20 protein-coding genes and 1 tRNA gene are annotated in these 25,866 nt (G+C 44.3%); 7 read left to right on the top strand and 14 right to left on the bottom strand.

Annotation, left to right across the window (positions count from 1 at the left end; all coding sequences use genetic code 11):
* The first annotated feature begins 80 nt into the window (after positions 1 to 80).
* Entirely contained in the window at positions 81 to 986 is a 906-nt protein-coding gene (locus ABXT59_RS03125; RefSeq protein ID WP_443637629.1) for a LysR family transcriptional regulator, read from the top strand.
* Between the two features lie 144 nt (positions 987 to 1,130).
* Here the strand turns inward: ABXT59_RS03125 and ABXT59_RS03120 are convergent, their stop codons facing one another.
* The 4 genes from ABXT59_RS03120 to ABXT59_RS03105 form a co-directional block, all read right to left on the bottom strand.
* The gene (locus tag ABXT59_RS03120; protein WP_443637628.1) at positions 1,131 to 2,303 is read right to left on the bottom strand and encodes a hypothetical protein; all 1,173 of its coding nucleotides are present in this window, start codon (positions 2,301 to 2,303) and stop codon (positions 1,131 to 1,133) included.
* 358 nt (positions 2,304 to 2,661) lie between these two features.
* Positions 2,662 to 3,414 (bottom strand): SDR family NAD(P)-dependent oxidoreductase, encoded by a 753-nt coding sequence (locus ABXT59_RS03115; RefSeq protein ID WP_443637627.1) that lies wholly within the window; start codon positions 3,412 to 3,414, stop codon positions 2,662 to 2,664.
* Positions 3,411 to 3,809 (bottom strand): thiol-disulfide oxidoreductase DCC family protein, encoded by a 399-nt coding sequence (locus ABXT59_RS03110; protein ID WP_443637626.1) that lies wholly within the window; start codon positions 3,807 to 3,809, stop codon positions 3,411 to 3,413. Before ABXT59_RS03110 ends, ABXT59_RS03115 begins: the two co-directional genes overlap by 4 nt.
* Positions 3,810 to 3,811: 2 nt before the next feature.
* Positions 3,812 to 4,318 (bottom strand): DUF3429 domain-containing protein, encoded by a 507-nt coding sequence (locus ABXT59_RS03105; protein WP_443637625.1) that lies wholly within the window; start codon positions 4,316 to 4,318, stop codon positions 3,812 to 3,814.
* Positions 4,319 to 4,702: 384 nt separating this feature from the next.
* Here ABXT59_RS03105 and ABXT59_RS03100 point away from each other — a divergent pair, with 384 nt between their 5' ends.
* On the top strand, positions 4,703 to 5,311 hold the full coding sequence (locus ABXT59_RS03100; protein ID WP_443637623.1) for a TetR/AcrR family transcriptional regulator: 609 nt from the start codon (positions 4,703 to 4,705) through the stop codon (positions 5,309 to 5,311).
* A 35-nt stretch (positions 5,312 to 5,346) separates the two neighbouring features.
* Here ABXT59_RS03100 and ABXT59_RS03095 read toward each other — a convergent pair whose 3' ends face one another.
* A complete protein-coding gene (locus tag ABXT59_RS03095) occupies positions 5,347 to 6,531 on the bottom strand; it encodes a cystathionine gamma-synthase family protein (protein ID WP_443637622.1) in 1,185 nt (394 codons plus the stop codon).
* A gap of 451 nt (positions 6,532 to 6,982) precedes the next feature.
* On the opposite strand from ABXT59_RS03095, the gene ABXT59_RS03090 reads away from it, so the two are divergent.
* Together ABXT59_RS03090 and ABXT59_RS03085 are read left to right on the top strand one after the other, a co-directional pair.
* Positions 6,983 to 7,804: an EAL domain-containing protein gene (locus ABXT59_RS03090; protein WP_443637621.1), complete on the top strand. Its 822-nt coding sequence runs from the start codon at positions 6,983 to 6,985 to the stop codon at positions 7,802 to 7,804.
* Positions 7,805 to 8,171: 367 nt separating this feature from the next.
* Positions 8,172 to 10,625: a tetratricopeptide repeat protein gene (locus ABXT59_RS03085; RefSeq protein WP_443637620.1), complete on the top strand. Its 2,454-nt coding sequence runs from the start codon at positions 8,172 to 8,174 to the stop codon at positions 10,623 to 10,625.
* A gap of 105 nt (positions 10,626 to 10,730) precedes the next feature.
* Here the strand turns inward: ABXT59_RS03085 and ABXT59_RS03080 are convergent.
* The 5 genes from ABXT59_RS03080 to ABXT59_RS03060 form a co-directional block, all read right to left on the bottom strand.
* A tRNA-Ser gene (locus ABXT59_RS03080) sits at positions 10,731 to 10,818 on the bottom strand.
* Between the two features lie 57 nt (positions 10,819 to 10,875).
* On the bottom strand, positions 10,876 to 11,433 hold the full coding sequence (locus tag ABXT59_RS03075; RefSeq protein WP_443637619.1) for a nitroreductase family protein: 558 nt from the start codon (positions 11,431 to 11,433) through the stop codon (positions 10,876 to 10,878).
* 19 nt (positions 11,434 to 11,452) lie between these two features.
* Positions 11,453 to 12,274: an NADPH-dependent 7-cyano-7-deazaguanine reductase QueF gene (queF, locus tag ABXT59_RS03070; protein WP_443637618.1), complete on the bottom strand. Its 822-nt coding sequence runs from the start codon at positions 12,272 to 12,274 to the stop codon at positions 11,453 to 11,455.
* Between the two features lie 21 nt (positions 12,275 to 12,295).
* Entirely contained in the window at positions 12,296 to 13,069 is a 774-nt protein-coding gene (locus ABXT59_RS03065; protein ID WP_443637616.1) for an ABC transporter permease, read from the bottom strand.
* Entirely contained in the window at positions 13,069 to 14,010 is a 942-nt protein-coding gene (locus ABXT59_RS03060) for an ABC transporter ATP-binding protein (protein WP_443637614.1), read from the bottom strand. Before ABXT59_RS03060 ends, ABXT59_RS03065 begins: the two co-directional genes overlap by 1 nt.
* Before the next feature lie 250 nt (positions 14,011 to 14,260).
* Between ABXT59_RS03060 and ABXT59_RS03055 the strand changes: the two genes are divergently transcribed.
* A complete protein-coding gene (locus ABXT59_RS03055; protein ID WP_443637613.1) occupies positions 14,261 to 15,958 on the top strand; it encodes a hypothetical protein in 1,698 nt (565 codons plus the stop codon).
* A 281-nt stretch (positions 15,959 to 16,239) separates the two neighbouring features.
* Entirely contained in the window at positions 16,240 to 16,425 is a 186-nt protein-coding gene (locus ABXT59_RS03050) for a hypothetical protein (protein ID WP_443637612.1), read from the top strand.
* 4 nt (positions 16,426 to 16,429) lie between these two features.
* Here the strand turns inward: ABXT59_RS03050 and ABXT59_RS03045 are convergent, their stop codons facing one another.
* The 4 genes from ABXT59_RS03045 to ABXT59_RS03030 are packed head-to-tail and all read right to left on the bottom strand — an operon-like array spanning position 16,430 to position 25,623.
* Positions 16,430 to 18,172 (bottom strand): AAA family ATPase, encoded by a 1,743-nt coding sequence (locus tag ABXT59_RS03045; RefSeq protein ID WP_443637610.1) that lies wholly within the window; start codon positions 18,170 to 18,172, stop codon positions 16,430 to 16,432.
* A complete protein-coding gene (gene recB / locus ABXT59_RS03040) occupies positions 18,169 to 21,672 on the bottom strand; it encodes an exodeoxyribonuclease V subunit beta (protein WP_443637608.1) in 3,504 nt (1,167 codons plus the stop codon). Before recB ends, ABXT59_RS03045 begins: the two co-directional genes overlap by 4 nt.
* Positions 21,665 to 25,030: an exodeoxyribonuclease V subunit gamma gene (recC, locus tag ABXT59_RS03035; RefSeq protein WP_443637606.1), complete on the bottom strand. Its 3,366-nt coding sequence runs from the start codon at positions 25,028 to 25,030 to the stop codon at positions 21,665 to 21,667. Before recC ends, recB begins: the two co-directional genes overlap by 8 nt.
* A 56-nt stretch (positions 25,031 to 25,086) precedes the next feature.
* The gene (locus ABXT59_RS03030; RefSeq protein WP_443637605.1) at positions 25,087 to 25,623 is read right to left on the bottom strand and encodes a YaeQ family protein; all 537 of its coding nucleotides are present in this window, start codon (positions 25,621 to 25,623) and stop codon (positions 25,087 to 25,089) included.
* Positions 25,624 to 25,700: 77 nt separating this feature from the next.
* Here ABXT59_RS03030 and ABXT59_RS03025 point away from each other — a divergent pair, with 77 nt between their 5' ends.
* Entirely contained in the window at positions 25,701 to 25,850 is a 150-nt protein-coding gene (locus ABXT59_RS03025) for a hypothetical protein (protein ID WP_443637604.1), read from the top strand.
* The last annotated feature ends 16 nt before the right edge of the window (positions 25,851 to 25,866 follow it).

Below are 25,866 nucleotides of genomic sequence, written 5' to 3'. Positions count from 1 at the left end.
TGACAGTGGCAATATATCGTTTGACTAAGCGCAGAAAAACATAAAGAATACGGAAACATTGTTCGTCAAAAGAGAACTATATGGGCCAACTAGAAGACATGCAGGTGTTTGTGAGGATTGTTGAAGCGGGTAGTATCACCAAAGCGGCAGGCCAACTTAACCTGGCTAAATCTGCCGTTAGTAAGCGCCTTAATGACTTAGAAAATAGATTGGGCTCTAAACTCATCAACCGCACTACGCGCACCTCTAGCCTTACTGAAGCTGGCCACCAATATTACCAGCGGGTTCAACTACTATTAGGCGAAGTAGATTCGTTGAATGGTGATATAGCGCGTGAAAACAAAGTGTTGGCCGGATCGCTAAAGCTGGCTGTGCCATTGTCTTTTGGCATTGCACACCTCACGCCTGCCATTGATGAGTTCATGCGACAGCACCCAGAGTTAACCCTTGAGATAGACTATTCTGACCATAAAGTCGACCTCATAGAGGGTGGTTACGATTTGGCATTTCGTATCGGCTCCCTACCCGACTCCAGTCTAAAAGCGCGTCAAATCACACCCATTAGGCATGCCATCTTCGCCAGCCCCGATTACCTTGAGCGCCAAGGCACACCCACCACTCCAGCACAATTAAAAACTCATAAAATACTTAAGCGCACAGGTTGGCCATTAGCAGGCATGCCGCTGTGGGACAGTGCTGGACAGAAACATCTAGTGAATGGAGAATCTAACTTCAGCGCCAACAACGGCAATGCCATGATGCAATTGGCCCTTTCAGGACACGGCATTATTATGTTGCCAACCTTTTTTGTGTGGGAAGCGTTGAAAAAGGGTGATCTGGTACCCATACTAGAGAACTACACACTGTCCACTATGCACGCTTATGCAATCTATCCAGCCACACACTACTTACCACTCAAGGTGAGAAGCTTGATTGATTTTTTAATTGAACGCTTTGGAGAAGCCCCATATTGGGATCGTATATAACTCAGATACAGTGTAGTTGGTCGGTTGGTCGGTTGGTGGATTAGTGGGTGTTATGAAAAATCGGTTTAAAAAATAAATGTATTACCGAAGATAGATTCCTAACCTACACATTGCGCGCAGGTTAGGATAAGTGAAAAGCAGGCTTTAGTTAGCTGTTCGTTTCAACATTAACATGCCCGAAGGTCGGACGTTAATGGCTTCGACTGGGCCTACTTGGGCTGAAGCCGTCTTTTCAACGGAACCAAACCGGTCAACAATAGATACGACTGCACGCACATTGACACCAGTGAGATAGCGCGTCAGTTGAAGATCTTTGGAATTTTCTCCAGGAATGTGACTCCAAATGTTATCTACTGACGATTCCCAATAAATACTTTCTGTGAAAACCCCATCAGGGTCGGTGAGGTTACCCATTTTCAGCGTTAAGGTCTCACCCTCCAGAGCGATACCAGAAATACTTGGGGTGCCCACAACGTTATCGTTAACATTGCTTATGGGGCCGGCTATTTCACTTGTTACCGACTCTGGGTGACCATATTTATCAACATAACTCACTATTGAACGAACGTAGAGCCCCACTTCAGCTTGGCTCAGAGCTAGGGTACTGTCTCCACTGCTCAATGGAGTCCAAGAGATCCCATCCAGTGATCCTTCCCACTTAAATGAGGTCACACCAGCACCATCTTCATCTCGAACGCCCGTAACATTGACGCGCAACACTTTGGCTTCCATAGGCGTACCGATTATCTCAAGCTGGCCCAGTGGTGGATCATTAATATTTTGAACTGGGCTAGTTGCTGGAGAAATTAAGTTTTCCATCGACCCTTTGCCATCAGTGTAAGACAATTGCGCACGCAGCTTGTAGCCCACATGCTGTTGGCGAGGAATAAACACAGGCGAATTAGCACCACTTAATGGTATCCAGCCTACTCCATCAAGTCTGTCAACTTCCCACTGTAAGTTGGTCAGTCCGATACGGTCTGGATCCAAAAGTGATGAAATATCAATTAAAATTGGCTCGTCTTCAAAGGCTTCAAAACCACCACTGGACTGTCCGTCAGTCAAAGCACTAGAGGAGTCCAATGCTGAGGAAGAAGCAGCAGACACGGTCGAAACGCTTGCTTTAGGGGATAAACCCTCAACAACCGTGCTTGAGTCTAAAGATAAAGCCTCAACTACGGGCGTTGCCTCAACAATCGCTGTGTCTGAAGAATCGATGAGACTAGTTGATGCATCGATCGCGTCTCCTCCAGCAATTACCACGGTTGAGACTGCATAAGTTAACGCAACGAAGGGTAAAAATTTTATTTTATTCATTTTATCGGGCGCCCTGACTACCGGTTACAGGAATATTTCCAAGCTACAAATTTATTGCAATTGACGCCTAAAGTCAACAGTTTAAAGACCAACCTAGTCAAAGAGTTAGCAATATGTAGCCCCATCATCACTATTGGGTGGGCCTATGACAATGGCCTTTGAGTCACTCCATGAATAATAATCCAATTAATAGCATACATTTAAAATATCTAGCTCGAAAAAGCAACAAGTCACTCGTAATTTCTTGAACTTCTGTATTGAAGAGAGTCTTGTTATAGCTAGTCCATTTAACACTATTGCGCACCTATACATTCATCACACAATTACCAGCTAGCAGCTACCAACTAACAACTACCAACTACCAACTAATCATCTCACCATTCCAATCAAGATAAGACAGCTGCCCATCCACATCAGCATTATTCATAATGCCAGCCAACTGTGACGCCACGAAGGTGGGCGTAAACAACTTGTCACTTGGCACAGACGCTTGAAACGGCTTGGAAAGTGATGTATCTGTTGTCCCTGGATGAAAGGCAATTAGTTTCACGTTTTTAGCGCGTCTGCCATATTCAATGGCCATGTTTTTCAATACCATGTTAAGTGCAGCCTTAGAGGCCCGATACGAGTGCCATCCTCCCATACGATTGTCGCCTATGCTGCCTACCCTTGCACTCAAAGTCGCCACCACACAGGGCTGTTTGCCCTTGAGCAAATTGAAAAATAATTTTAACCACAGCGCGGGCACCACCGTATTGCTTTGAAATATCTCATGTAAGTTTTCAGCGTTAATGTCTTCAAGGCGTTTTTCTGGCCAAATGGTGTCTGAGTGCAACAACCCATGACAAATACACACCCGACCAAACTGACCCGCATGGGGCTTTAACTGTTCGGTCACCTCGACCATAGACGGTTCATCATATTCAGTTTTGATCCAGACAAGCTTATTAGCTTCGGCAACTGAAACCCTTATAGAATCTGACTCCCCTGCCCTGCTAATGGCGAACACACGGGCAATGGATGGGTCACTTAAAAACTGGGCCACCAATGCTGAACCTAAGCCACCACTTGCTCCCAAGACCAAGGCATAATTTGGTAATTCTGCTGTCATTTTGAAGGGCCACCAATGTCACAACGATCACACCGCGGTTCACCAGTAAGCAGAGCAGAAATTCGATGACGATATCGAGCAAAAAAACGGTAGCCTAGTTGCGCTAATTGCTTAAAAATTGGCCAACGAAGAATCGCTACCCAATGCCCCTTTCCGACTAAAACCCATGAATGGTAGGTCACCTCTAAGCCATAAATAATGCCGCCATCCTGCCATTGACCATGCAAAATCTGGTCCGCTTTCTGTTGGTCAATGTGGGGGAAGCGCTCACTAAAAAGAGGCGCATAAATGTCTTCAAAGGCGAGATTCTTCGCATGATCAAGGCGTTCAAGATGTCTAATTTCTCTTGCACACAAAGGGCAACCGCCATCAAAAAAAATGGTTAATTGTGCCACTGTTAAAACTCCATTATCACAAGCGTGATCATTATAAGGTGTAAAATAAGGACGCTAGCGGTCAAAGATAAACGCATGCGCCAGTAAACCATCACTGCAGTGCCAAGCATCCGTTCTGCGGTCAATAAGCTTATAAAACCGAACATAAGAAGGATAACACAAAAGACCTTAGGCACCGACGCTATAAACATAAGTAACAAAGCACCCCAGGCACTCAGCGCCAATAAATTACTCACTAAAACAGCACCCTTTGCTAGTCGATTGTTACCGATCGTTTGCCAACCCGCCCACAAAGTGCCACACATAAAACTTAAAATAACAGCACTGTAGCTAATGAATATATCGGGCGCATGCACGACCCATGGTATGCCACTGCGAATCGCTGACCCAAACCACAGATCATTTAGCATAAGACACACCGGGATACCAAAGGGTATTAGTCCAGCATACCCTAGGATATGCATCAACTTTAGCAATGGCATGGCTGGGGCATCTTCACTACTGATCATTGTGCACCTTTGAATAAATTTTTTGTTAGCGACCCGATTAGAGGGCCAAAAATCGTGTTAATTTCGTCACGAATTATCATTGTTGAACTGATATTTGTATTGCATTAAAACCTTGTCCAAACGGCCAAATAAAATAATGGACTAACTAACTGCCAGTTTAATAAATAATAGATCCGCGTCAATGCTATCCAAGACTTTGATCAAATGCTATCAAAGGGCTCCCAAGCCTAGGCTTTGGGTGCAAAACACTTAGCGTGTTGCGCGTTAGTTGGGATAGAAAAAATCCACAATAGTTGGTATATTAGTCTCGAGCTTAAGGTTTTGTGAAGCGGACTTTCAATAACTTTCAATAACTTTCATTAACTTACATTAAGATCCAAAAGTATGACGTGTGATTTTTTTAAAGCCTCAAGAGGTCGCCCTAAAACCTTTGATCGAGATCATGTGTTAGATGTGGCCATGCATACCTACTGGCAGAATGGGGTAGATACCGTGTCTGTGAATGAAATATGCAAAAAAGCTCAGGTCTCAAAACCTGGCCTGTACCGTGAGTTCAATAATGAAGAAGGATTGATGATTGCAGCCCTAGGCTGCTACGAGGAGACAGTGCTCAAGCCTATGTTTGAGATGCTGACTTTAGATAAGCCATTTAAAGAAACGCTTAATCACTTAGTCGATTTTGTCACTGTGCAAGATGAAGCATGTAAACCTAACAGTGGTTGCCTTATGGTCAAGATGCGCCAATCTCGCATGCACCTTACCAGCGGCGCACAAGAGAAAATTGATGCTATTCAAGCTTGGGTATTAATGACTTATCAAGAGTGGATTGAGCGGTGCAAGGAAAAGGGAGAGTTCAAGACCAACATGTCCTCCACACTGGCCGCAAGTTATATTGATACACAAATTCACAGTGCCTTGGCACAACTTGCCCAAGGTGAGACAAATACCAATGTGAAAGGGGTATTGGCTTTATCTTTTTCTGTGCTCGTTTAGCACCACGCGCCCAAACAAGAGCCTTTAAAGACTTCCTATTTAAGCACACCCAAAGCTTGCTCTAAATCAGCGATTAGGTCCTCGATATCCTCAATGCCAGCCGAATAGCGCACCAATCCTTCTGGTATTCCTGCAGCAGCCCGTTCTTCAGCACTGCACTCAACGTGAGAAGTGGTTACTGGTGGGCCTACCACTGTTTCTACGCAACCAAGGTTGGCCGCCATATGGGCAAATTGAAGCTTGGGTAGAAATAACTTAATGGCCTCTAGACCACCTTTTACTGAGAAACTAAGCATGCCCCCAAAACCAGACATTTGCTGCTTGGCAATATCGTGACCAGGATGGGATGCTAAACCTGGATAATTGACCTGCTCTACCATGGGATGGCTTTGCAGATAATGGGCGATAGCCATGGCATTACTATTGTGACGTTCAACCCGCAATTTAAGGGTTTTCATGCCCCGTAACAAACTGTAGGCATCCATAGGAGCCAGGGTTGCACCATTTATTTCACGGTAATGATAAACTTTTTCAACCAGTTCGTGAGAGCCACAAATCACCCCTCCTAAAGCATCAGCATGGCCACCTAAGTACTTAGAAGCAGAATGCAGAACAATGTCTGCACCAAGTTCTAAAGGCAGCTGATTGATGGGGGTCGCAAAGGTATTATCAACCACCACCAATGCGCCCACAGCGTGGGCTTTGGCGGCTAAGCGTTTAATATCTGTTATTTTAATGGTGGGGTTGGTTGGGGTTTCGAGGTAGAGCAAACGACAACCTTTAGCAATTTCAGCTTCAAGCTGAACATAATCACCCGTTTCACACAGAGCAACATCAATACCCAAAGGGGGCAGAAACTCATTAAAAATAACGTTGGTGCCACCATAGCTGTCTTTAATAGACACGATGCGATCACCAGGTTGAACAAAGGTGGCTAGCGTGTTGCTAATGGCCGCCATGCCCGAGGCAAAGCTAGTAGCTGCTTGAGCACCTTCAAGGGTTTTAACTTTGTCTTCAAAAGCTCGTACAGTGGGGTTGGTATTGCGAGAATAAATGTGCCCAGGCTCTTGGCCAAGGGCTACTTTCTGCCAGGTATCAATGTCTTTGTAAGCAAAGGATACGCTGTGAACTACTGGAACTTGTGTGGAGCGTTCGAAAAGTTCATGTTCTTGCTCTCCACCCCAAATACTTTGAGTGGACTGACCCATCTGTTTGCGCATAAAAACTCCTCATAGGCTGCGACTGAATAAAATTAGGTGAGCTGAAACTCCCCTTCTCGTATGTCAAGGCAGCGCTTTAAAAGCCTTTATCTTGAGCCGCCAAAGATACTCTACAAGAGTTGGTAAATCAAACGATAAAATAACCCGTTTACATTCAAATGTGTGAGCCAATGACTCAATCAAAGTTGATTTCCAAGCTCTAAAAATCCGTTAAATTACTGCTCTTAGGCTTTCCATATTGCCAGCAATTAATCTGCTCCTGTGCCATTCTATGCCCTGTTATAATAAAAACCACAGGTAAAAGTTCAAAGTTCAAAGCTAAATGTTAAAAGCAGTATTGATATGGGTTTTTATGCTAATCTAAATTGATGCAAGTTAACCTCTAAACAACGCAGCACGATGTCAGCAACCTTATTTTTACCCTGGACAGGATCAGGCGGGGAGTGATGTTATGGACCGACCACAATTTGTAGATGAGGCAATAGTTCAAGAACCATCCGGGGTTTTTACTGGCCGTTATGGGCCCTTTACCCTTAAGTCAGCATACCAACCCATTTTCGCTAGTCATGGCGAGGGGTTTCAACAGTTTGCATTCGAGGGTCTTATTAGGCCTTCTCGTAGTTCACAAGCAATACCTCCACTCACATTTTTTAAACAAGTAGATGAGTGTGATCACTTCTTTATTGAGTTTATGTGCAGAGCCTTGCACTTAAAAAACGTCCATACCTTAAAGCAGCCAGACGTGCGTCTTTTTATCAATTTGGATCCTAGTAAATACAATAATCCAGAACAATCAGTTTATGAAATTGACTTAATGTTAGAAAAAATAGCGCCCTTGTCTTTGTCAAAGAAAAATATTGTTATTGAAATCACAGAAGCTAAGGCTTTAAGTGATGATACCCTTAATATTATGGTGGAGCACTTTCACACATTAAACATAAAAATTGCCATTGATGATTACGGTACCTTATATTCCGATGCGAGACGGGTCGAATCTATTAATCCTGACTATGTGAAAATAGACGGACTCTGGTTTGCTTCCCAGTTCCACCAGCCTAACTTTATCAGTCAACTTGCTGACGTGCACCAGTATTTTGAGGCCAAAGGTATCCAGCTTATTTATGAGGGTATTGAAACCTATGACATGCTAGCCACAGCAAAGGCATGTGGCGCAAAATTATTCCAAGGTTATCTGCTGGGTAAGCCTCAACTGGCCCCAACTATGACTTGGAGTAGCGATTTACTGATCATTAACCCACCCCCAATAGATTAGTAAACTTTAAAGCGCCTATTTATGGGTTAGTGAGTTATAGGGTAAAGAGTTATAGGGCAATGAGGTGAAATCAAGTGTTGGTCTTTTTTCAGGCATACGCTCTGTAATACCCTCATAATTAAAACGACCCTAATCTGAATTATCCACAGCTTGTAACCTCTGCCAATGCGCCCATGCCTCATGACTCATGCCCCATGCCCCATGCCCTATGCCCTATGCCCTATGCCAGATTATAAATAGCCAAGCATGTGGTAAAAAAAGTAACCCAGTGTTGATGATTACTGGCGCTGCCAGTTAAATTTAAGGCTTTTAAAACGTTGGTATTCAGTGATACTCTGGCCCAAATGAATTCATCATGGGCTGACTGATGAAACTAACCCTCGAGCAAGCCCTTCAAAAAGGAATTGAAGCGCGAAAAAATGGCCAAATTCAAAAAGCCAACAAGCATTTCACTGACATTCTAGGTGTTCAACCTAGGCATGCTCATGCCAATCATAATATGGGGTTATTAGCTGAAAGTGCCGGCAACGCGCAAGCCGCCCTCGTTTTCTTCAAAAGAGCCTTAGAAAGCCGCCCCAAAAATAATCAATTCTGGCTGCGTTATATTGGAGCATTAATTAAGCTAGATCACATCAATGATGCCCAAGATGCGCTCAGTCAGGCACAAAATAATGGTATCAAAAGTGTGGGGCTTGATCGCTTAGAGCATATAATTTCTGACATACAGACCAATAAAGAGAAGCCCCAAGACCCTCCATTAAATCAACAAAGGGATATTGTTAGTGCCTACACGAAAGGGTATCTTCAACAAGCTTTAACTGGCGCAACTAGTGCCCTAAAGGCCTACCCCCACTCAGTGATCCTATGTAATATTGCTGGGGCTGCATGCGCAGGGTTATTGCAATTTGACAGGGCTATCGACTACTACCAAATAGCGATCAAAGTTAATCCTAAGTTTGTGGAGGCGTATTACAATATGGCGAGTGCCCTGCAAAACAAGGGTGATCTTAAGGGCGCCATACAGGCTTACAAACAGGCCGTTCTCATTAAACCAGACTATGCAGATGCCTATTATAATTTGGCAAATACCCTAAAGGACATGGGTGACCTTGGAGCTGCAATTAAAAGCTATAAGCAGGCCATAAAGATTAATCCTAACTTGCATAATGCGCATAACAATATGGGTAATGCACTCAAAGATATGGGCAAGCTAACAGCCGCGATTGAAAGTTACAAACGTGCGATAAAAATAAATCCTGGTCATGGGGATGCCTATCGAAACTTAGGTAAGTCCCTTCAGAATGTGGTGTTCACAAGGCCAGACTCTGATTTAAAAAGCATCATCCACTCAATGCTTGAATCAGCCAATCAAGCCAGACCCAAGGATATAGCTGCAGCTGCATTGAGCCTTTTAAAGCTTGAGCCTGCTGTAAAAGAAATTCTTAGCACGCATGTATCAGGCGAAGACCTTCAATTATTCGAAAGGCTGATAGCCAATGTGGATGAAGAACCCCTTTTTTTAAAATTAATGACCCTTTGCCCACTGGGCGATTTAGCCTTTGAAAAAACCCTGACTAATGCTAGATCAACATTGCTAATGTCTGTTGATAATATTTCAGCAGCTCCTAAAACCCTGCGTTTTTTATCCGCCTTAGCATTGCAATGTTTTGCCAACGACTACCTCTACCATCAAACTGATGAGGAAACTAAATCACTGACAATCTTAGAAACATTAGTTGAGCAGGCGTTGTTGAAAGGCGTTCAGCCAAGTCCTCAACAGATCCTTATCTTAGGTTCCTATAAAGCCCTACACCAGTATCAGTGGTGTGGCCAATTAAGTTTAACTCAAGATCTGCAAGCAGTGTTGGCGATGCAAGTGTTCGAACCACAGCAAGAACACTACCTAAAAACTAAAATTCCAATACTAAAAGAACTATGCAATAAAGTGTCCTCAAAAGTCAGAGATCAATATGAGGAAAGCCCTTATCCTAAATGGATTGACTTAGGGTGCAGTTTATCACCTGCGCCCATCGCTAAAGTAGTTAAAGTGTTAAAGATTAGACTCTTTGAGCATAGCATTATTGAGGTTAAGGCCCCGACGATTTTAATTGCTGGCTGTGGAACTGGCCAACATTCAATTGATACAGCAGCAAGGTTTAAGAATGCTAAAGTTCTGGCCATTGATCTCAGTTTATCTAGTTTGGCTTATGCCCAACGAAAAACGGAAGCATTAGGAGTGCAAAATCTAGAGTACATGCAAGCTGACCTTTTAGATTTAGGTCAGCTCAATAAAACGTTCGATATCATCGAAAGTAGTGGTGTGCTGCATCACATGGAAAAGCCAATGGTTGGCTGGAAAGTTTTGGTAAGTTGCCTCAAGGCAGGAGGTTTAATGAAGATTGGATTGTATAGTGAGTTAGCAAGACAGCATATTGTAAAGATGCGCGAGGAAATCCAACAATTAGGCATGGGGACAGATGACATTGGCTTGAAGAGATTCAGAAATGAAGTCATTAGTTCAAAGGCTCCGCACCATCAATTAATCATATCCAGTCCTGATTTTCATAGCATCGGATCATTGCGGGATCTGTTATTTCATGTACAAGAACACCGCTTCACAATGCCTCAAATACAGCATTGTTTAACTGAGTTAGACCTTAAATTCTGTGGTTTCGAAGTGGGAACCCTCACCCAGGATTTTAAGCGAACTAATTCAGGCGAGGACGATGCTTATGATTTAATAAAATGGCACGCCTATGAGCAAGCACATCCCCATGCCTTTGCAGGCATGTACCAATTTTGGTGTCAAAAGGTTGGTTAGATGCTTAAGGGGGATTTATGTCTTCAGAAATGTCTACCGTCTCAGTTGGATTAGTGAGATTACATATACATTTCAATAAGTTACCTGAGTATTCTCAGGGGAATTTGGCGGTGAGAGAGGGATTCGAACCCTCGGTACCTTGCGGTACACACACTTTCCAGGCGTGCTCCTTCGGCCACTCGGACACCTCACCATTTGAAGGCGCAGATTCTATGCTTTTACTGCATAAAAAGCAATAGAATTCAACGCACTAATGCCAGTGTTTAATAAAGTCTTGGCTGCTAATTATAGGCGCTGGCTTGGGTGTTACTGAAGGCGTGCCCAAATAAATCATAGCAATAATTTGCTCATCTGCAGTCACGTCAAACGCCTCACGCACCATGGGATGGCTGACCACCCAACCCGTGCGCCACACAGCTCCAAGATGTTGCGCATGGGCTGCCAATAAAATAGCGTGCCCTGCAGCCGCCGTGGCTTGTATTTGCTCTGCTTCGGGCACCTTTGGGTGCTTTTTAGGACTTGCGATCAACACCAAAATACTAGGCGCTCGGTGAGGCATTTTGATACACCGTTCTAATGTTTGTGCATCACTTTCTGGAGCACGCTCGAGTTGCGCTTGGTGCAAAATTGCCCCCAACTCTGTGAGCCCCTCTCCTGCCACCATGACACTGCGCCATGGCTTTAGGTTGGCATGATCTGGCGCTCGCAATGCCGCCTGCAGCATCACTTCTAACTGAGCTTTGGTTGGTGGTGGTGACTCTAGTCTTTGAATTGAAACCCGATTGAGTAAGCCTTGTAATAGTTCCATAAAAATTACCTTTCCATACTTATTGGCGTTCAGTTCGATGATTACTTGGCGCTAAAGGCCGAGTAGATCGATAAGGGTTAATATCCAAACCTCCGCGCCTTAGGTAGCGCGCATAAACGGTCAGTTGACCCGGTTTACATTGGGCTTTTATATCGAGGAATATTTGTTCTACACATTGTTCGTGAAAGTCGCCATGATCACGGTAAGACACAATATAGGCAAGCAGCCCCGCTTGATCAATAGAAGGACCTTCATACTCTACCACTAGCGTAGCCCAATCAGGTTGACCCGTGACTGGGCAATTACTTTTAAGCAGGTGACTGTGCAAAATTTCTGTGCGATAGGCACTGCTATCAACCATCAACAAACGAGCATCAGGCGTATAGGTACTAATTTCAATATCTTGCTCATCGATGTTTACTCCTGGAGTAGGCAAGACTGTCATGGCCTTCTCACACAAGTTGAATAACGTCACTTGCACTGGCGCCCCAGCTGCAGCTGTTAGGTCTTCGGTCATGTGTTGCTGCACATGAGCGATGTTGGCCATAGTGCTTTGATTAAATGAGTTCAAGTACAATTTAAAAGATTTACTCTCAACAATATTTGGGCTATCGGCAGGAATCCGAAACTCTGCCAAGGCCATTTGTGGCAAGCCTTTTTTATTAAGCCAAGACACCTCAAAGGCGTTCCAAACATCAATGCCGTAAAAAGGGCGCTTGCTGAACTTAGGGTGCCAAGGCTTATTGCGTGGAATAGGAAACAGTAATTGAGGTGAATATTCATTCACATAAGCGCTCTCTTTACCCAAAGGTGAGGCTTCTATAAAGTCGTTTTGTTGCATAATTATCTCCAAAACACAGGTCTATTTACGAATGCCCTTGCCCGTATGTAATAGGTACATGCAGTATCTAAAGAGGACCACGATAAAGACACTAATAACTGACAGCGCATAGCCCATAGCAATATCAGATACACCTAAAATACCATAGCGGAAGGCATTGACCATGTATAAAATAGGATTCAATAATGATGCTCCAGCCCAAAAATCAGGCAGTAGATCAATCGAATAAAAAACGCCCCCAAGGTAGGTTAAGGGGGTCAAAATAAAAGTTGGAACAATGGATATATCATCAAAGCTATTGGCAAACACGGCGTTGATAAAGCCACCCAAGCTAAACAAGATAGAGGTCATCAGTACGACCAATATGATAATGCCTAAATTATAAATTTCTAGCTGAGTGAAAAATAATGACAGACTCGTCACAATCGTTCCTACGGCCAAACCACGAGCCACACCACCTGTGATGTAACCCGCTAATATGACCCAATTGGGCATCGGCGACACTAACATCTCTTCTAAACTGCCTTGATATTTAGTGCTATAGAAGGAGGATACAACGTTACCGTAGGAGTTAGTAATGACAGACATCATAATTAACCCGGGCACAATGAATTGCATGTAGTCAAAGCCCCCCATTTGACCAATTCGAGTGCCAATTAAGTTGCCAAAAATAATGAAATACAGCACCATAATAATGGATGGTGGTAACAGGGTTTGTACCCAAATACGCATAAAACGCTGAATTTCTTTACGCACAATAGTGGCATAAGCGATATAAATTTCATAGGCCGACATTAGGCGCTTACCCCTTTCAAGTCAGTCTTATTATTAGTCACTAAATTCACAAACAGCTCTTCTAATCGGTTGGTCTTATTACGCATACTGATCACTTCAATACTAGCAGCCGACAGGGCTGCAAACACACGATTGATATCTTGACCTTGGTGCAGAGTGACCTCTATGCGGGTATCATTGATCAACTGTAGCTGATAGCCCTCTATGTCTGGCGCTTGTGTGAGTGTTTGTTTCAAATCGAGCACAATGGTTTCAGTATTAATGGTTTTTAGCAGTTCCCGCATAGGGCTGAGTTTAATAATATCGCCCCCATCGATAATGGCAATATTGCGGCACAAGTTTTCAGCCTCTTCCAGGTAATGGGTGGTAAGGATGATAGTGGTGCCTTGTTCATTAATACGAGTTAAGAATGCCCACATAGAGCGGCGAAGTTCGATATCAACACCAGCAGTGGGTTCATCTAAGATGAGTAATTTAGGTCTGTGGACTAAAGCCCGGGCAATCATTAAGCGGCGTTTCATACCCCCCGATAGATTGCGAGACGCATCGGCACGTTTATCCCACAGACCTAATTGCTTTAGAAGCTGTTCTGTGCGTTTTAAGGCCTCATCCCGTGGGATGCCATAGTAACCTGCTTGCTGCACCACCACATCCTGCACTTTCTCAAACATGTTAAAATTAAATTCTTGCGGCACCACTCCCATCATACATTTGGCCTGACTCATGTCTATATCTAAGTCATGGCCAAAGACTTTGACCGATCCGGAGGTTTTATTTACCAAAGACGATACGACCCCTAGAGTGGTGGACTTACCTGCTCCGTTAGGGCCAAGTAAGGCAAAAAAATCACCCTGCGCTACTTTTAAGCTAATGCCTTTTAGGGCCTCAAAGCCATTGTCATAAGTTTTGCACAATTGGTTGATTTCTAGGGCGTAAGTCATAGTGTTTAATAATGGTTTGTGGAAGGATGTAAAGTAAGTTTAATGGGGTTGTTTTTGGTTTTTTAAAGGTTGAAGCCTCGGTATTAGTTGGTATGAGCATGCCTTATGTGTTCCTAACATGAGTACAAACCCATAACCCCAATGCAGACATTTAGCAGCCACATGCAAGTAATTTGGCAGCCGTTTGCACTGACGTGCTTGTTAAAACCTGCTATACATATGGTTATTTAACTCATGCTAGGCGCCATAGATGCCAAAACAACAAGAGTTCACTGCATGGAATCCAGGGTTAAGCGCTAATTTACCTAGGGAACTGAGTGCTTTAGAAACTATTTTTCAGGCTCCTAACGTTTATACCCACTACGATGAAGTCCAAGAAATTGCGAGTTTAACGGGACTAAAGCCTGAGCATTTGGTGGGTTTTACTGCAAAGCGCTTGGTGATGCATGAACTGATTGTGCGCGTGGGTGCGAATATTCATATTCCAGAAGCCGAGCACGAAGAAGACTTGGGCATTAATTTTCGTCACATTGCTAATGGTATTTTAGATCAACACATTGCCCCTTTGTATGACCATATTGAGCACGAGTTCCACAGTCTGTCTCTCTCAGTAAAGCGAGAAGTAGACCGATTACTGTCTGAAGAAGTCATGTTAGATGCCAAAGTGATCGCCCCTATAAAAAAAAGCTTATGGCCTTGGGGTAAAAAAAAGGCCATTACACCCTGCCCATTAAGTAGTGAAGAAATTCAATTTAAAGCCATTAACCAACTTAAAAAAACAGGCCTTGCCCTTGCCGACCCTTTGCTTAAAGCGGTTTACAAAAGCAGTTATCAAATACTCGGTTCTGTGGCCTCAACACGGGGTTTGATCGGCAATGACCAAGGGTTTATGAGCCGCATTATCTGTCGCCATGTGCTCAATAATTATGGTAGCTTTGTTATTGGTAAGTTAATCGAACCTGCCATTGACGCCGCTGTACTGGCCCATGAATACCAATTAATACCCCGCGTAGACAAACCCATCATTATTAGCCTTAAAGGGGCCTCTGCGGCAGGTAAAAGCACCCTAAGACCTTTATTAAAGAAAACCATGGCCCAACGGGGTATTGCGTCTTCTTTATACGGCATTATTAGTCCTGATATCTGGCGTCGCCAATTGTTAGACTATGAATCACTTGGCCCCCATTATAAGTACTCAGGCCGATTTACCAGTAACGAAGTCAACATCATAGACGCCAAACTAGACCGCTACATTAGACGCAAGAGCCAACAAGATCAGACGATTCCTAATATTCTAGTGGATCGCTTTAGATTTGATAGTTTTTCAACAGAACAGGTGCAAAAGGTATTGCATGGCACCTACGCTAAATATGCTCATATTATGTACATGTACTTTGTGATTACACCGCCTGAGGCGACAGTGGAGCGGGGCTGGATCAGAGGCCAACAGCGCGGCCGATATAAATCTGTGGAAGACTTTTTAGGACACAGCGTGGAAGCCTACCAGGGTATTCCAAAGCTCATATTTAAATGGCTTGCGCATACTAGCCCCCGATATGAGTTCAGTTTTTTCGACAATAGTGTGGCCGAAGGGCAGTTCCCATTAACCAGTGTCATCGGCAACCAAAAGGGCATGCAGGTATTCGACCCGATGGTGTTTGTGAACATTGAGCGTTATCAAAAAATTAATATCTATGCGCAAAGCTTGGCCCAGGTTTACCCCAGTTCAAAGCGCATGGCTATAGCCAACAATATGACTTTTTTTAATCAATGTTTAAAACGTTTTCCCAAGGTGTGCTTTAGTGTCGGACAAAATAATGACCCCTACCTTATAGTGCGCCAAAAAACTTACACATTACCTGACCCAACATTATTTGATCAGCAACTTGAAGACCCCACCTTGAAGGTACTGTTTGAGCAGATTTTGATCAACCGAATATTACGCTAATCGCACCTCAGTATTTCTTTCAAATAATAGTTACAAAAATACAGCCTATTTAATAGCATATTATGAAAAACACACTATCATTTAAATGATATATTTGATTAATATGAAAATAAGGAGCTTTTATGCAAGACTATTAAAATATCGCCTTAAGTGTTTCAAATGCTATCCGCACCGGCATACAAGGGGATCATAAAGCTGGTCTAGGCGACCGAGAATTACAAGTGTTAGAACACATCACGCGAGAGCACAGTCATGGGAGGTGCGTTTTTATGGAAGATGGCATGAGCCTAAAATACTTAGGTTCGCGTTACACACTGCGCAAGTCTATCCAAAAGCTAATTGATTTAGACTACTTGAATATTGATGCCACAGACGACTCTAGACAACGCTCCCTTGTGCCTGCAGCTCGGGCCCTGTCTTTATTTGACGCCATCGGTAAAAGCATTTCTCATATTGTAGCCGCTTAATAGATCAACTGAGTAAGGCCCGAAGTCCAGACCATCGTTGCGTTTTGTTAGCGACCGCTTTGCACCACACAGGCTTACTCACCTTAACACTACAAGTGGTTTTTGCTCGAGTAATCGCCGTGTACAGCAACTGAGAAGACAACAACCGCTCAGCTTGAGGGGCCACCACCAGCGCCACATGCTCAAACTCTGAGCCCTGAGTTTTATGGATCGTCATGGCATAAACAGCGTCTAAGTCTTGTAATAACCCCACATCCACTTTTCGCACTTCTGCGGCCTGCAAGAAACACACATCCAGCGCTCCCTTTTCTGTCTGCCACATAATCCCAATGTCACCATTAAACAAACCTAAAGCGTGATTATTCTTGGTGACCATCACCGGTTTACCGTGGTAGTTTTGTGCTAAACGTACTTGTGACAAACGCCGACTTAATAATCGCTCTACTTGCGTGTTTAACCCTTCTATGCCCAGATCGCCTTGGCGCGTGGCTGCCAGAATTCTAAACTGGTTTAAACAGGCAAAGGCTTCATTTAAGGTTTTCGCCTTTAACATAGGCACAAAATGTTGATCACACATGTGCTCTAGCCAAGCCTCAAACTCTGAGTCTGCAATTAAGCTAAGGTCCTCACTGTTTGTCAATGTGTGCCAACTTTCTTGTGCTTGATTATTCATCACCTGTTGGGCTAAAACCCCAATGCCACTTTGTTCTTTAAAGCGATGACTTGTATGCAAGTAACTAATAACATGAGGTGGAATGTCGGCTAAAATAGAACCCGCAGCCACCGACGGCAATTGTTGCGCATCACCCACTAAAATTAGCTTGCAGTGCTCTGGTAGGGCATCTAACAGCCGTGCCATCATAGGCAAATCAACCATGGACACCTCATCTATCAGCAATAGATCGATGGCCAGTGGATTGGCCTTATGGTGTCTTGCCCCATGACTATTAGGACGCAGACCCAGCAAACCATGCAAGGTGTGGGCAGTATCTGGAATACTCTTTATGAGGCTCTGATCTATGCCTTTACTCAGTAATTGCGTCTTGGCATTATTAATTGATTCCACCAAACGCTCCTTGGCTTTGCCCGTGGGGGCTGCCATCGCAATGCTCAGAGGCCTGTCATTGATGGCCTGCAAAGCTAATAACAAACGCGCCACAGTATGGGTTTTTCCTGTGCCCGGGCCACCCGAAATCACACTGACTTGGCGCACTAATGCCTCTTCAACAGCCCTAGCCTGCCAGTCTACTTGGGCTTCTGCTGACTTATCGAAGAGCTGAGCTAATAATGAGTCTGCAGTCATTTGTTGTGCTGCTGATAGGGGATGGACTTGCATGCGCTGCAATAAGTGCTGGGCTACCTGTTGCTCAAAGCACCAGTACCTGCGTAAATAAAGTCTCTCGTTGTCTAACACTAACGGGGCCTCATCTGTTGCAGTAATGGCACAACTCTGTGCACTATCCATGAGCACACTAAAAGCATCAAATGTATAACCAGGCGCGGCCCCAGTTCCCGTTCGAATATCGCTCACGGCAGACCAAAGGGTTTGACCGGCTATATCAGCCAAGGGTAGGCAACTATGCCCATTTCGCAGCGCACGACTCAAAGCCATAATTAAATGCTGCATAATAGCGTTTTGGCTACCCAGACTTTGGCACAACTGAGTAGCTAAAAACCCATCAATAGCTTCCAGTCCAGCATAATCTTTGTGCAGTATTGCCGTAGGGACTAAATTAGGCACGATCATATGGATACTCCAGCAAATAAATCATCAAGTTCTGTCAATTCTTCTAGGCTAATGGCCTTAGAAAAGACGCCTGTAGATGATTTAGGTGACATACCCCTCAGATATAAATAATACACGCCACCAAAATGCTGATGAGCATCATAATGGGGCATTCTTTGCTTAAGGTAGCGATGCAGCGCCAAGCTATAGATCAAATATTGCAAGTCATAATAATGCTGCTGGTTAGCCTCTAACATGGCATCTAGGTGATAATCTTCAAGCATGTCACCCAAATGATTAGATTTATAATCTGCCACAAAAAAGCGCCCATTATCTTCGAATACCAAGTCTATGAAGCCATGCATCATGCCTTGAAGCACAGGGTGACTCGGCAATGCACTTGGCAAACCACCCCGATGTCGGCTCAATATTTGCCCCAAGGTGGATTGTTTAGCCTGTTGCAGTGGGAAGTAAAACTCCACTTCTCGCAAGGTCTGATGAGGCAATAGTTGCCCCAAGGTCAAGCCCAAAGTCACATCCAATGCAGCGCTGTCAGGGTCATTAATGGCAGGTAATGGCGCTTTCAAACACTCTTCTAACCACGATTGCAAAGCCACCACTTTGTCAGCGTCATGTTGCTGAATACCTACTATAGTATGGTATTTTGCCAGAGGTACTTCCATGGCACTGGGCCAACTAGGGTTGGCAAAATCCACCTGTTCAAGGATGTCGTGCAGCAACAAACCACTATTCTTGCCTTTGGCTAAAGTAAAACGCAGTTCCTTGGAACCTATACTTTGGCTAGCAACTACCATTTGGCTAATGCCATCTGATTGGTCTTTGGCGCTGGGTTGCTGAACATATGCACCATAATTCAGTTGGCGCACTATCGCACTGTAGGACAATAAATGAGTATTAGTATCAATTTGGCCAGTAAAGCTTTGTGTGACTAGGTTTGAGTCTAAGTGACTTGTGGGGCCTTGCATTGAAGGCATGTGCACATCACCTTCTTCAATTTTGCGTAACTCTGAGTCTTTGGGGTCAGTTAATTGTTCTAAGGCCTCGGGCCAACCCAGCGCATCATCTGGTGTGTTTTTGCCAAATAATAACTGCCCTAAGGGTGACCTCTCGGCGTCCTTAAAGTTACTCACGGGCAGATAACATTTATACTGCGCACGGGTTACTGCCACATATAATAGACGCAAAGCCTCTTCTTCGGCCGCTATTATAGCCGCATCACTCACTTCAGGGTCTCGACCAATCATTAGCGCAGGGCATTGCTCTTGCTCGTGATAATAGGGGAACAGTTGTATTTTTTTGGTGCCCCACTTAAGAGGGTCTTTGGCTTGACTGGCAAAGGGAATAAATACGACTGGATATTCCAAGCCTTTAGAACCATGTTGGGTCACGATTTGAATTAACTTGGCATCACTTTCTAAACGCAATTCAGCACTGGTATCTGCATGCTCTGCCTGACACTGCTGCTGTAACCATTCCACCAGCAAAAGAGCTGAACTAGCTTGATTGGATGCCTTTTGTAACAGCTCTGCTAATTGCACCATATTGGTCATGTAACGTTCTTTGTTTTGAGTTGGTGGCACAGCACGCTGTTTAAGTAGCTGTGTGATAAGGGCCATAACCCCCTGCCTTAGCCACAACTGGCGTAATTGCAACATTTGGCTTCTTATGCTGATTAAATATGAATCGTCCTGATTTAACCGAGCCAACACAGCCACACTGCCACCCCATAGGTGTGTGCTGGCCGCCCGCATCAACTGTCGTGGGTCTTCGCAGTGCAGCACACCATTTAATAGCCTGACCATTTCAATGGCTTCAGTACTGGCATACACGCTGCTTCGATCACTAATGAATACGCTGGCTATATGGGCCTGCTTTAAAGCCGTTTGTAAAGCCTGTGCTTCGCCTGCGCCTCTTACCAAAAGGGCAATGTCAGCCGCTTTAAACTGTCCTTGCTGCAATATTTTTTGAATTTCAGCCACACACCAACGGGCAATGTGCTGTTGTTTATGATCATTGGTCGTTAATGCTTTAGGCAGCCAAACATAGGTTAGGGCCGCGCCCTCTGTTTTGGGGTTGTTAGCAACGTTAGCCTTGGCGCCATTACTTGCTTTCACTGGGACATAGTCAATGCCATTGCCAAACACTTGTCGAATGCTGCTCTGCACAGAAAATAAACGATTGTAAGCTGCCACCATGGCGTGGCTAGATCGCCAGTTAGTGTCCATGTGCCAAATATCATCGGTGGCTTGTGCAGCTTTTAAATAGGTGTGTATATCACCACCTCTAAAACCATAAATGGCCTGCTTTGGATCCCCAATCATAAATAATGTTGTGCCATTGCTAGGGGGCCCGTAAAGACGATTTAAAATGGCATATTGATGCCCATCCGTATCTTGGAATTCATCCACCAAAGCAACGGGATAGGCCTTTCGTAGAGCATCAACAAGGGCTTCATTTTGAGAGTCGTTAACACACTCAGACAAGTGCCTTACCAGATCATCAAACTCCATAATTTGCTGTTTGTGTTTGGCCTTTTTGTAAGCCTCTCTCACCCCTTGCACTGCTTCTAAAACTAAAGGTGCGGTAGCCGCTTGTTGAGCATAAATCAAGTAGTTATCTTTGAAGCTTGCTGCATTAATCCGCTTAGACAGAGCAGGGATAACATCCTTTAAATCAGGTGCTTTACTTAATCTTCTCCCACTCAGGCAGGCTAAATGATCTTTTGAGGCAGGCCCAAACTCCTTGGTGCCCAGCCAACTTAATAAGTCTTGCCATTGAACCAGCCGAACGTCCTTAGTTTTAGCATCACTCATAGTGGCTTGAATCATGTCTATTTCTAAAGAGAGCAAGCTTTCACGCACTGCTAATTTGGTGGTGTACCATGCTTCATGCCATACTTGTTCAGCGGCAGCAAAAACTGGCATTGGGCTTAATAAGGCATTACTAAAGGCATCCCAAAACCCTTCTGGTGTATGCCAACCCTGTTGTTCTAATTGCTGGTATCGCTCAGGGTCATGCATGACCACCCGCAGCCAGTCTTGTAAGCTGGTGTAGGCTAGGTCTCGGGTGTTGGTTTCTAACACGACCTCCAGCCCCGTTTGGCTGGTAAAAGCGTATTGCTGCAGGGCGCGCCCACAAAACCCATGGATAGTAAATATGGCGGCTTGATCTAGATTGAGAAGGGCTTGGTGCAACAATAGTTTTGCTTGTTCAGGCTCTATGTTGTTGTACAGGTGCTGCCAATACTCATCTGTGTCTGTGTTAGTGTCATTGTCCCAGTATCTTTGGGCTTCACGTATGATGTCTGCGATGCGTCCGCGTAACTCTTGCGTCGCCGCTCGGGTATAAGTCATTAATAAGATTTGTTCTACAGGGATTTTTTCCTCGATCAACAAACGCAAATAAATACGCGTGAGACTAAAGGTTTTGCCCGTGCCCGCGCTCGCTTCGATAAGGTGACGGCCTTGCAAGGTTAGATGAGTTAAGTCTAGCTTAGGCATGCTTCACCTCTTTAATGCAATCCACCATAGGCTGGTAAATCTCAGCAAAGGACTCATGCCAATCATCTAACAAAGGGGCTTGTGGCCACAACCAGCGTCTATAAGGATCACTTGAGAAATCAAAACTTTGGCTATACTTATGGTGATGCCATTTTTTCTGCCACTGGCTGAGGCGCTTATCGGTGTCATGTGGATCCACTTTTAAAAAGTCTAGGCCCAGTTCAGCATCTAATGGCAAAGCTTGGTTTAACCCGAGTTTGTAGATTTCTATGACTTTACTCAACTGGTCTGTGGCATTTTCTAACCCCTGCAGTTCTAAGTTTTTTTCTAAGTGCACAGAAACACCAGACACTGGCTGTTCAAAAGCCACTTGCGCCACTAAACTGGTCAGCCAAAGGTTAAGCCTATCCTTAGGTTTGAACTTAGTCGGCCTTGTGAGAATCGTTTTTATTGTACTATTGTCATCGGCAGGGTCGCCCAGCAAAGCGATTTGATCTGCTATAGTTACGCCCGCAATATCCAGTGACACTGGATAGTTTTGGAGCTCTTCATAATCACGCTTGCGCAATTCATCAACTAACTCCTCTGCTTGCTCTAGGCTGGTTTGGATTATGTTGTCTGTTAGATGGCTTTCTGGTAACTGCCCATTCAGTTGGTATTCCTGTCTTACCAACTCACAGGCTTCGGGTTCATCAGATAAAACAGCTGATAACATTTGGTCACGCAGCTTGTACTCAACCAACTTGGAACTATTAAAAGGTTCATTATCTTCTAAATCAAGATCATAATCGTGTAAATACAAGCCTAAACTTTGATTGGCAAAGCAACGGCCAGGATTTTCTAAAAAACGCACTAGATCACTAATTTTAATCGGTTTAGTTGATGGTAAAAGGCCTAAAGCAGGGGTGTTTTCGTCACTTGCTTGCGCTTGTAATAAACGCAACCAAGCGCTTTCAAAACTCGGATGAGACTGTGCAGCAAAGTTGGCTTTACTAAAGCTATGCAGGGGTAACTGACGGATCATCGAGCTCGGCGATTTTGGGTCAAAGTCCCAGCCATAACCTCTTGCAAGGTAGTCCATTAATTCTGACAAAATTAAACTCGGCTGGCGTGGGGAATTATTTTTGCTATCAGTACCCTGATAACTCAAATATAAACAAGAACGTGCACTGATCATGGCTTCTAAAAATAGGTAACGATCATCCCCGCGCCGCGAGCGATCTCCAACCCTGCGCTCTTCTTGTGCCATTAAATCAAAGTCTAATGGTTTAGATTGACGCGGATATTGACCATCATTAAGGCCCAACATGGCCACCACTTTAAAGGGAATGCTGCGCATGGGCACCATAGAGCAAAAGGTGATTTTTCCAGTAATGAATGCTTGGCTGCTACTTGCCACCGATAACTTTTGTGTGAGGCTATAGCGCACCACTTCCAAACTTATGGCTTGACTATACCCCACTTGTTCAACCCACATGGCCATATTACCAATGGCAGTTGATAAGCTTTCTTTGGCCTGTTCTTCATTGCGCTCAGAGGTGTGATCGTCGGTAAAAAATTCATCAATGATACCCGTCAGATAACCTCTCCAAGCCTCACCAGTGCGGGGAGTATTAAGGTTTTTTGCATGCCACTGCAACTGTTCAAGCACCTGCATTAGGCGCCCTAACAGCAGCGCTTGGTTGCCCTCTACATCATCCAGCAACCAGTCATCTTGATAATGTGGGACCTGATCACCTTGGGCAAATCCAAGCAACAAGCGTTTCAGCCCCCACGACCAACTATAGGTGCTGGTTGCTTGTACTTGGCCTAAGGTACTGGCTTTATGATGCTCATCTATACCCCAATGCACAGAAGCGTTGGTCAACCATACGGCGATGGTATCAAGTTCTACAGAGGTAATATTAAATTTGCGTTGCATGGCAGGTAAACGCAGCAAGTCTAATATAAAGGTGACTTGAAAGCGGCTGTCGGGTAAGTGCAATAATTGCAAATAAGCGGCCACTAAAGGCTCTGCATCTTGCGGTTTGCGGTCTGCAATTGAACAAGGTAACTGAGGCGTTTCTAGGTTTTTAGCGTCCGTCCCATAACCCAATTGAAACCCATTAGTATCAAACACTGCACCCACATAGGCAGCGTAGTCTTCTACCTGTGGACACATGACTAATATGTCACTGGGTTTAAGACTGGGGTCTTGATTGAACTGGCCTAGTAACCAATCGTGCAAACCTTGTAACTCTCGCAAGGCACTCGATGCGCTAGTGAAAACTAGGCTGTTATCTGTTTTGTCCTGCTGATCCTCGCAGGCGTCCTTGAGGTGTAAAATATCCTGTTGTAACTGATGCAACATTAATAAACTGGTTTCACGATAATGTGGCTCAGCGTCTTCGAAAGCATCAATATTATAACTGTCTTGCTGTTGTAATAATCGGAAAAACTCTTTGCCTTGACTGCCTAAATTAGCCAGCAAAGGATTACCACCATCGACTAGCACCTGATCATCTTGTTGTGCCAACCAATATTTAAGTTGCGTTGCAGCAATGGCTTTTTCAGACTGGATATGACCCCAGTACTCCGCACAGGGATTCAAGTGAAACACGTGCACTTGAGTATGTTGTGCCAAGGCTGAGAAAACGTCCAAGGTGGCCGGTGCCATAGTGTTAAGTGCAAATAAACAAATTTGTTGCGGCAATGTGTTGGGTTCAGCGCCAGACATTTGCGACAAACACCCCATTAGCTTGTGCTGGATGTCTATGGGATGACGTCCATCTTGCCGGCACAAAATAGCCCACAATTGAGCTTGCCAATGCTGTACTTGATGGTCATTTTGGCCATCAATTTGCCATTGCTTGAGCCAATCGGGGCGGTAAAGAATATATTGCTCAAATAAATCAGCTAAGGCACTGGCAAGCTGAAAGCGCTTCAGCAAGTCATTGGCAGTGCGAGAGGTTGTTGCAGACCCAGAAGCTTCTGACTGCCAATAGCGATTCGCCTCGAAGAATTCATTATTAGATCGTATCGCGTCACTAGCCAATACATCATCAATACGCCAAACCAGTGCCTCACGTTGATAAGGTGGTTGTTGAGGCACCTCAGTGTCTCCCAATAGTTGTCGCGCTAGTTGCCACACAAACTTACCGGGTAAAGGGTAGTCAATGTTCATTGCAATGCCATTCTGGGTGGCTAATTGGGTGTTAAGCCAGTGCTGCATGCCTGTGTTCTCAACAATCACTTGAGCTGAGTTAAGCACCCCAAACGTGTCATTTTGGTGACCAAGTTTCAACACATGATTGAGTAACACGGCTAAATCTTCTAGCCGATTTGCAGGGTACACCATCAGTTGTTTTGCTAAAGCCATGCAATTTTGTCCTTTTTATTACTTGGTCTGCCTGCAGCACCTTGCTCTGTTGGCGATTAAAAGCTTTGCGTAATATGCACTGTTATATGGCGCTCAGCATCACTTAGATGCATTTGCTCTTCTTCTATAATACAACTCAAATTTATCGTTTTAAGCAATAATTTTTCAAGGGCCACTTCACCTTCTATGCTGATATGAAAAACCTTAACCTTTTTATTTGTTGATAAGCTCGTTCGGTTTTTCTCTAACCATAGGTCAGCCTTATTATCCTGATAAGTATAAATAGACACCTGTTGCGCTTTCCCGCTTGCTTGACGAATACGTTTTTCATCGGGCATGCCTAGTTCAATCCAATGCACAATATTACCCGTTAAATCTCGTTGCCAAAGATCGGGTTCTTCTGCGGAACTAATGCCTTTAGTGAGTTCTAAATCCTCATGTGCAGCATGTAAAAAGGCAATTAAGCGGCACATGAGACGATATTCATTTTCAGAGGGGTGCTTAGCTATGGTCAGGCTATAATCTGCGTAATGGTGACTATTAAGGTTGGATAAATTTAAGTTTGCCTTGTAAATGGTCGCGCCTATGGCCATGAATTTCTCGATGTGGGTTTAAATAATATGTGGGTTGGAATCAATGCTAGAATATCACGAACCCTTAATGGAAGTGAGTGAAAAGTATGGTATCCATGGCTATTTATTGCACCCGTGGCAACACCCACAAAGGCATAGACGGCGACTTTGGTTTGCGAGGCTTAATTGACCACTTTTGCAGCGCATTAGCCCACACTAAACACCTGCGACTGTTAATATGTATTTAGGCATTGATTTAGGCAC

Origin of the sequence: Candidatus Njordibacter sp. Uisw_058 (assembly GCF_047730065.1) — a bacterium.
Taxonomy (GTDB): domain Bacteria; phylum Pseudomonadota; class Gammaproteobacteria; order Pseudomonadales; family Balneatricaceae; genus Njordibacter.
This window is presented reverse-complemented; position numbering and strand designations above follow the sequence as displayed.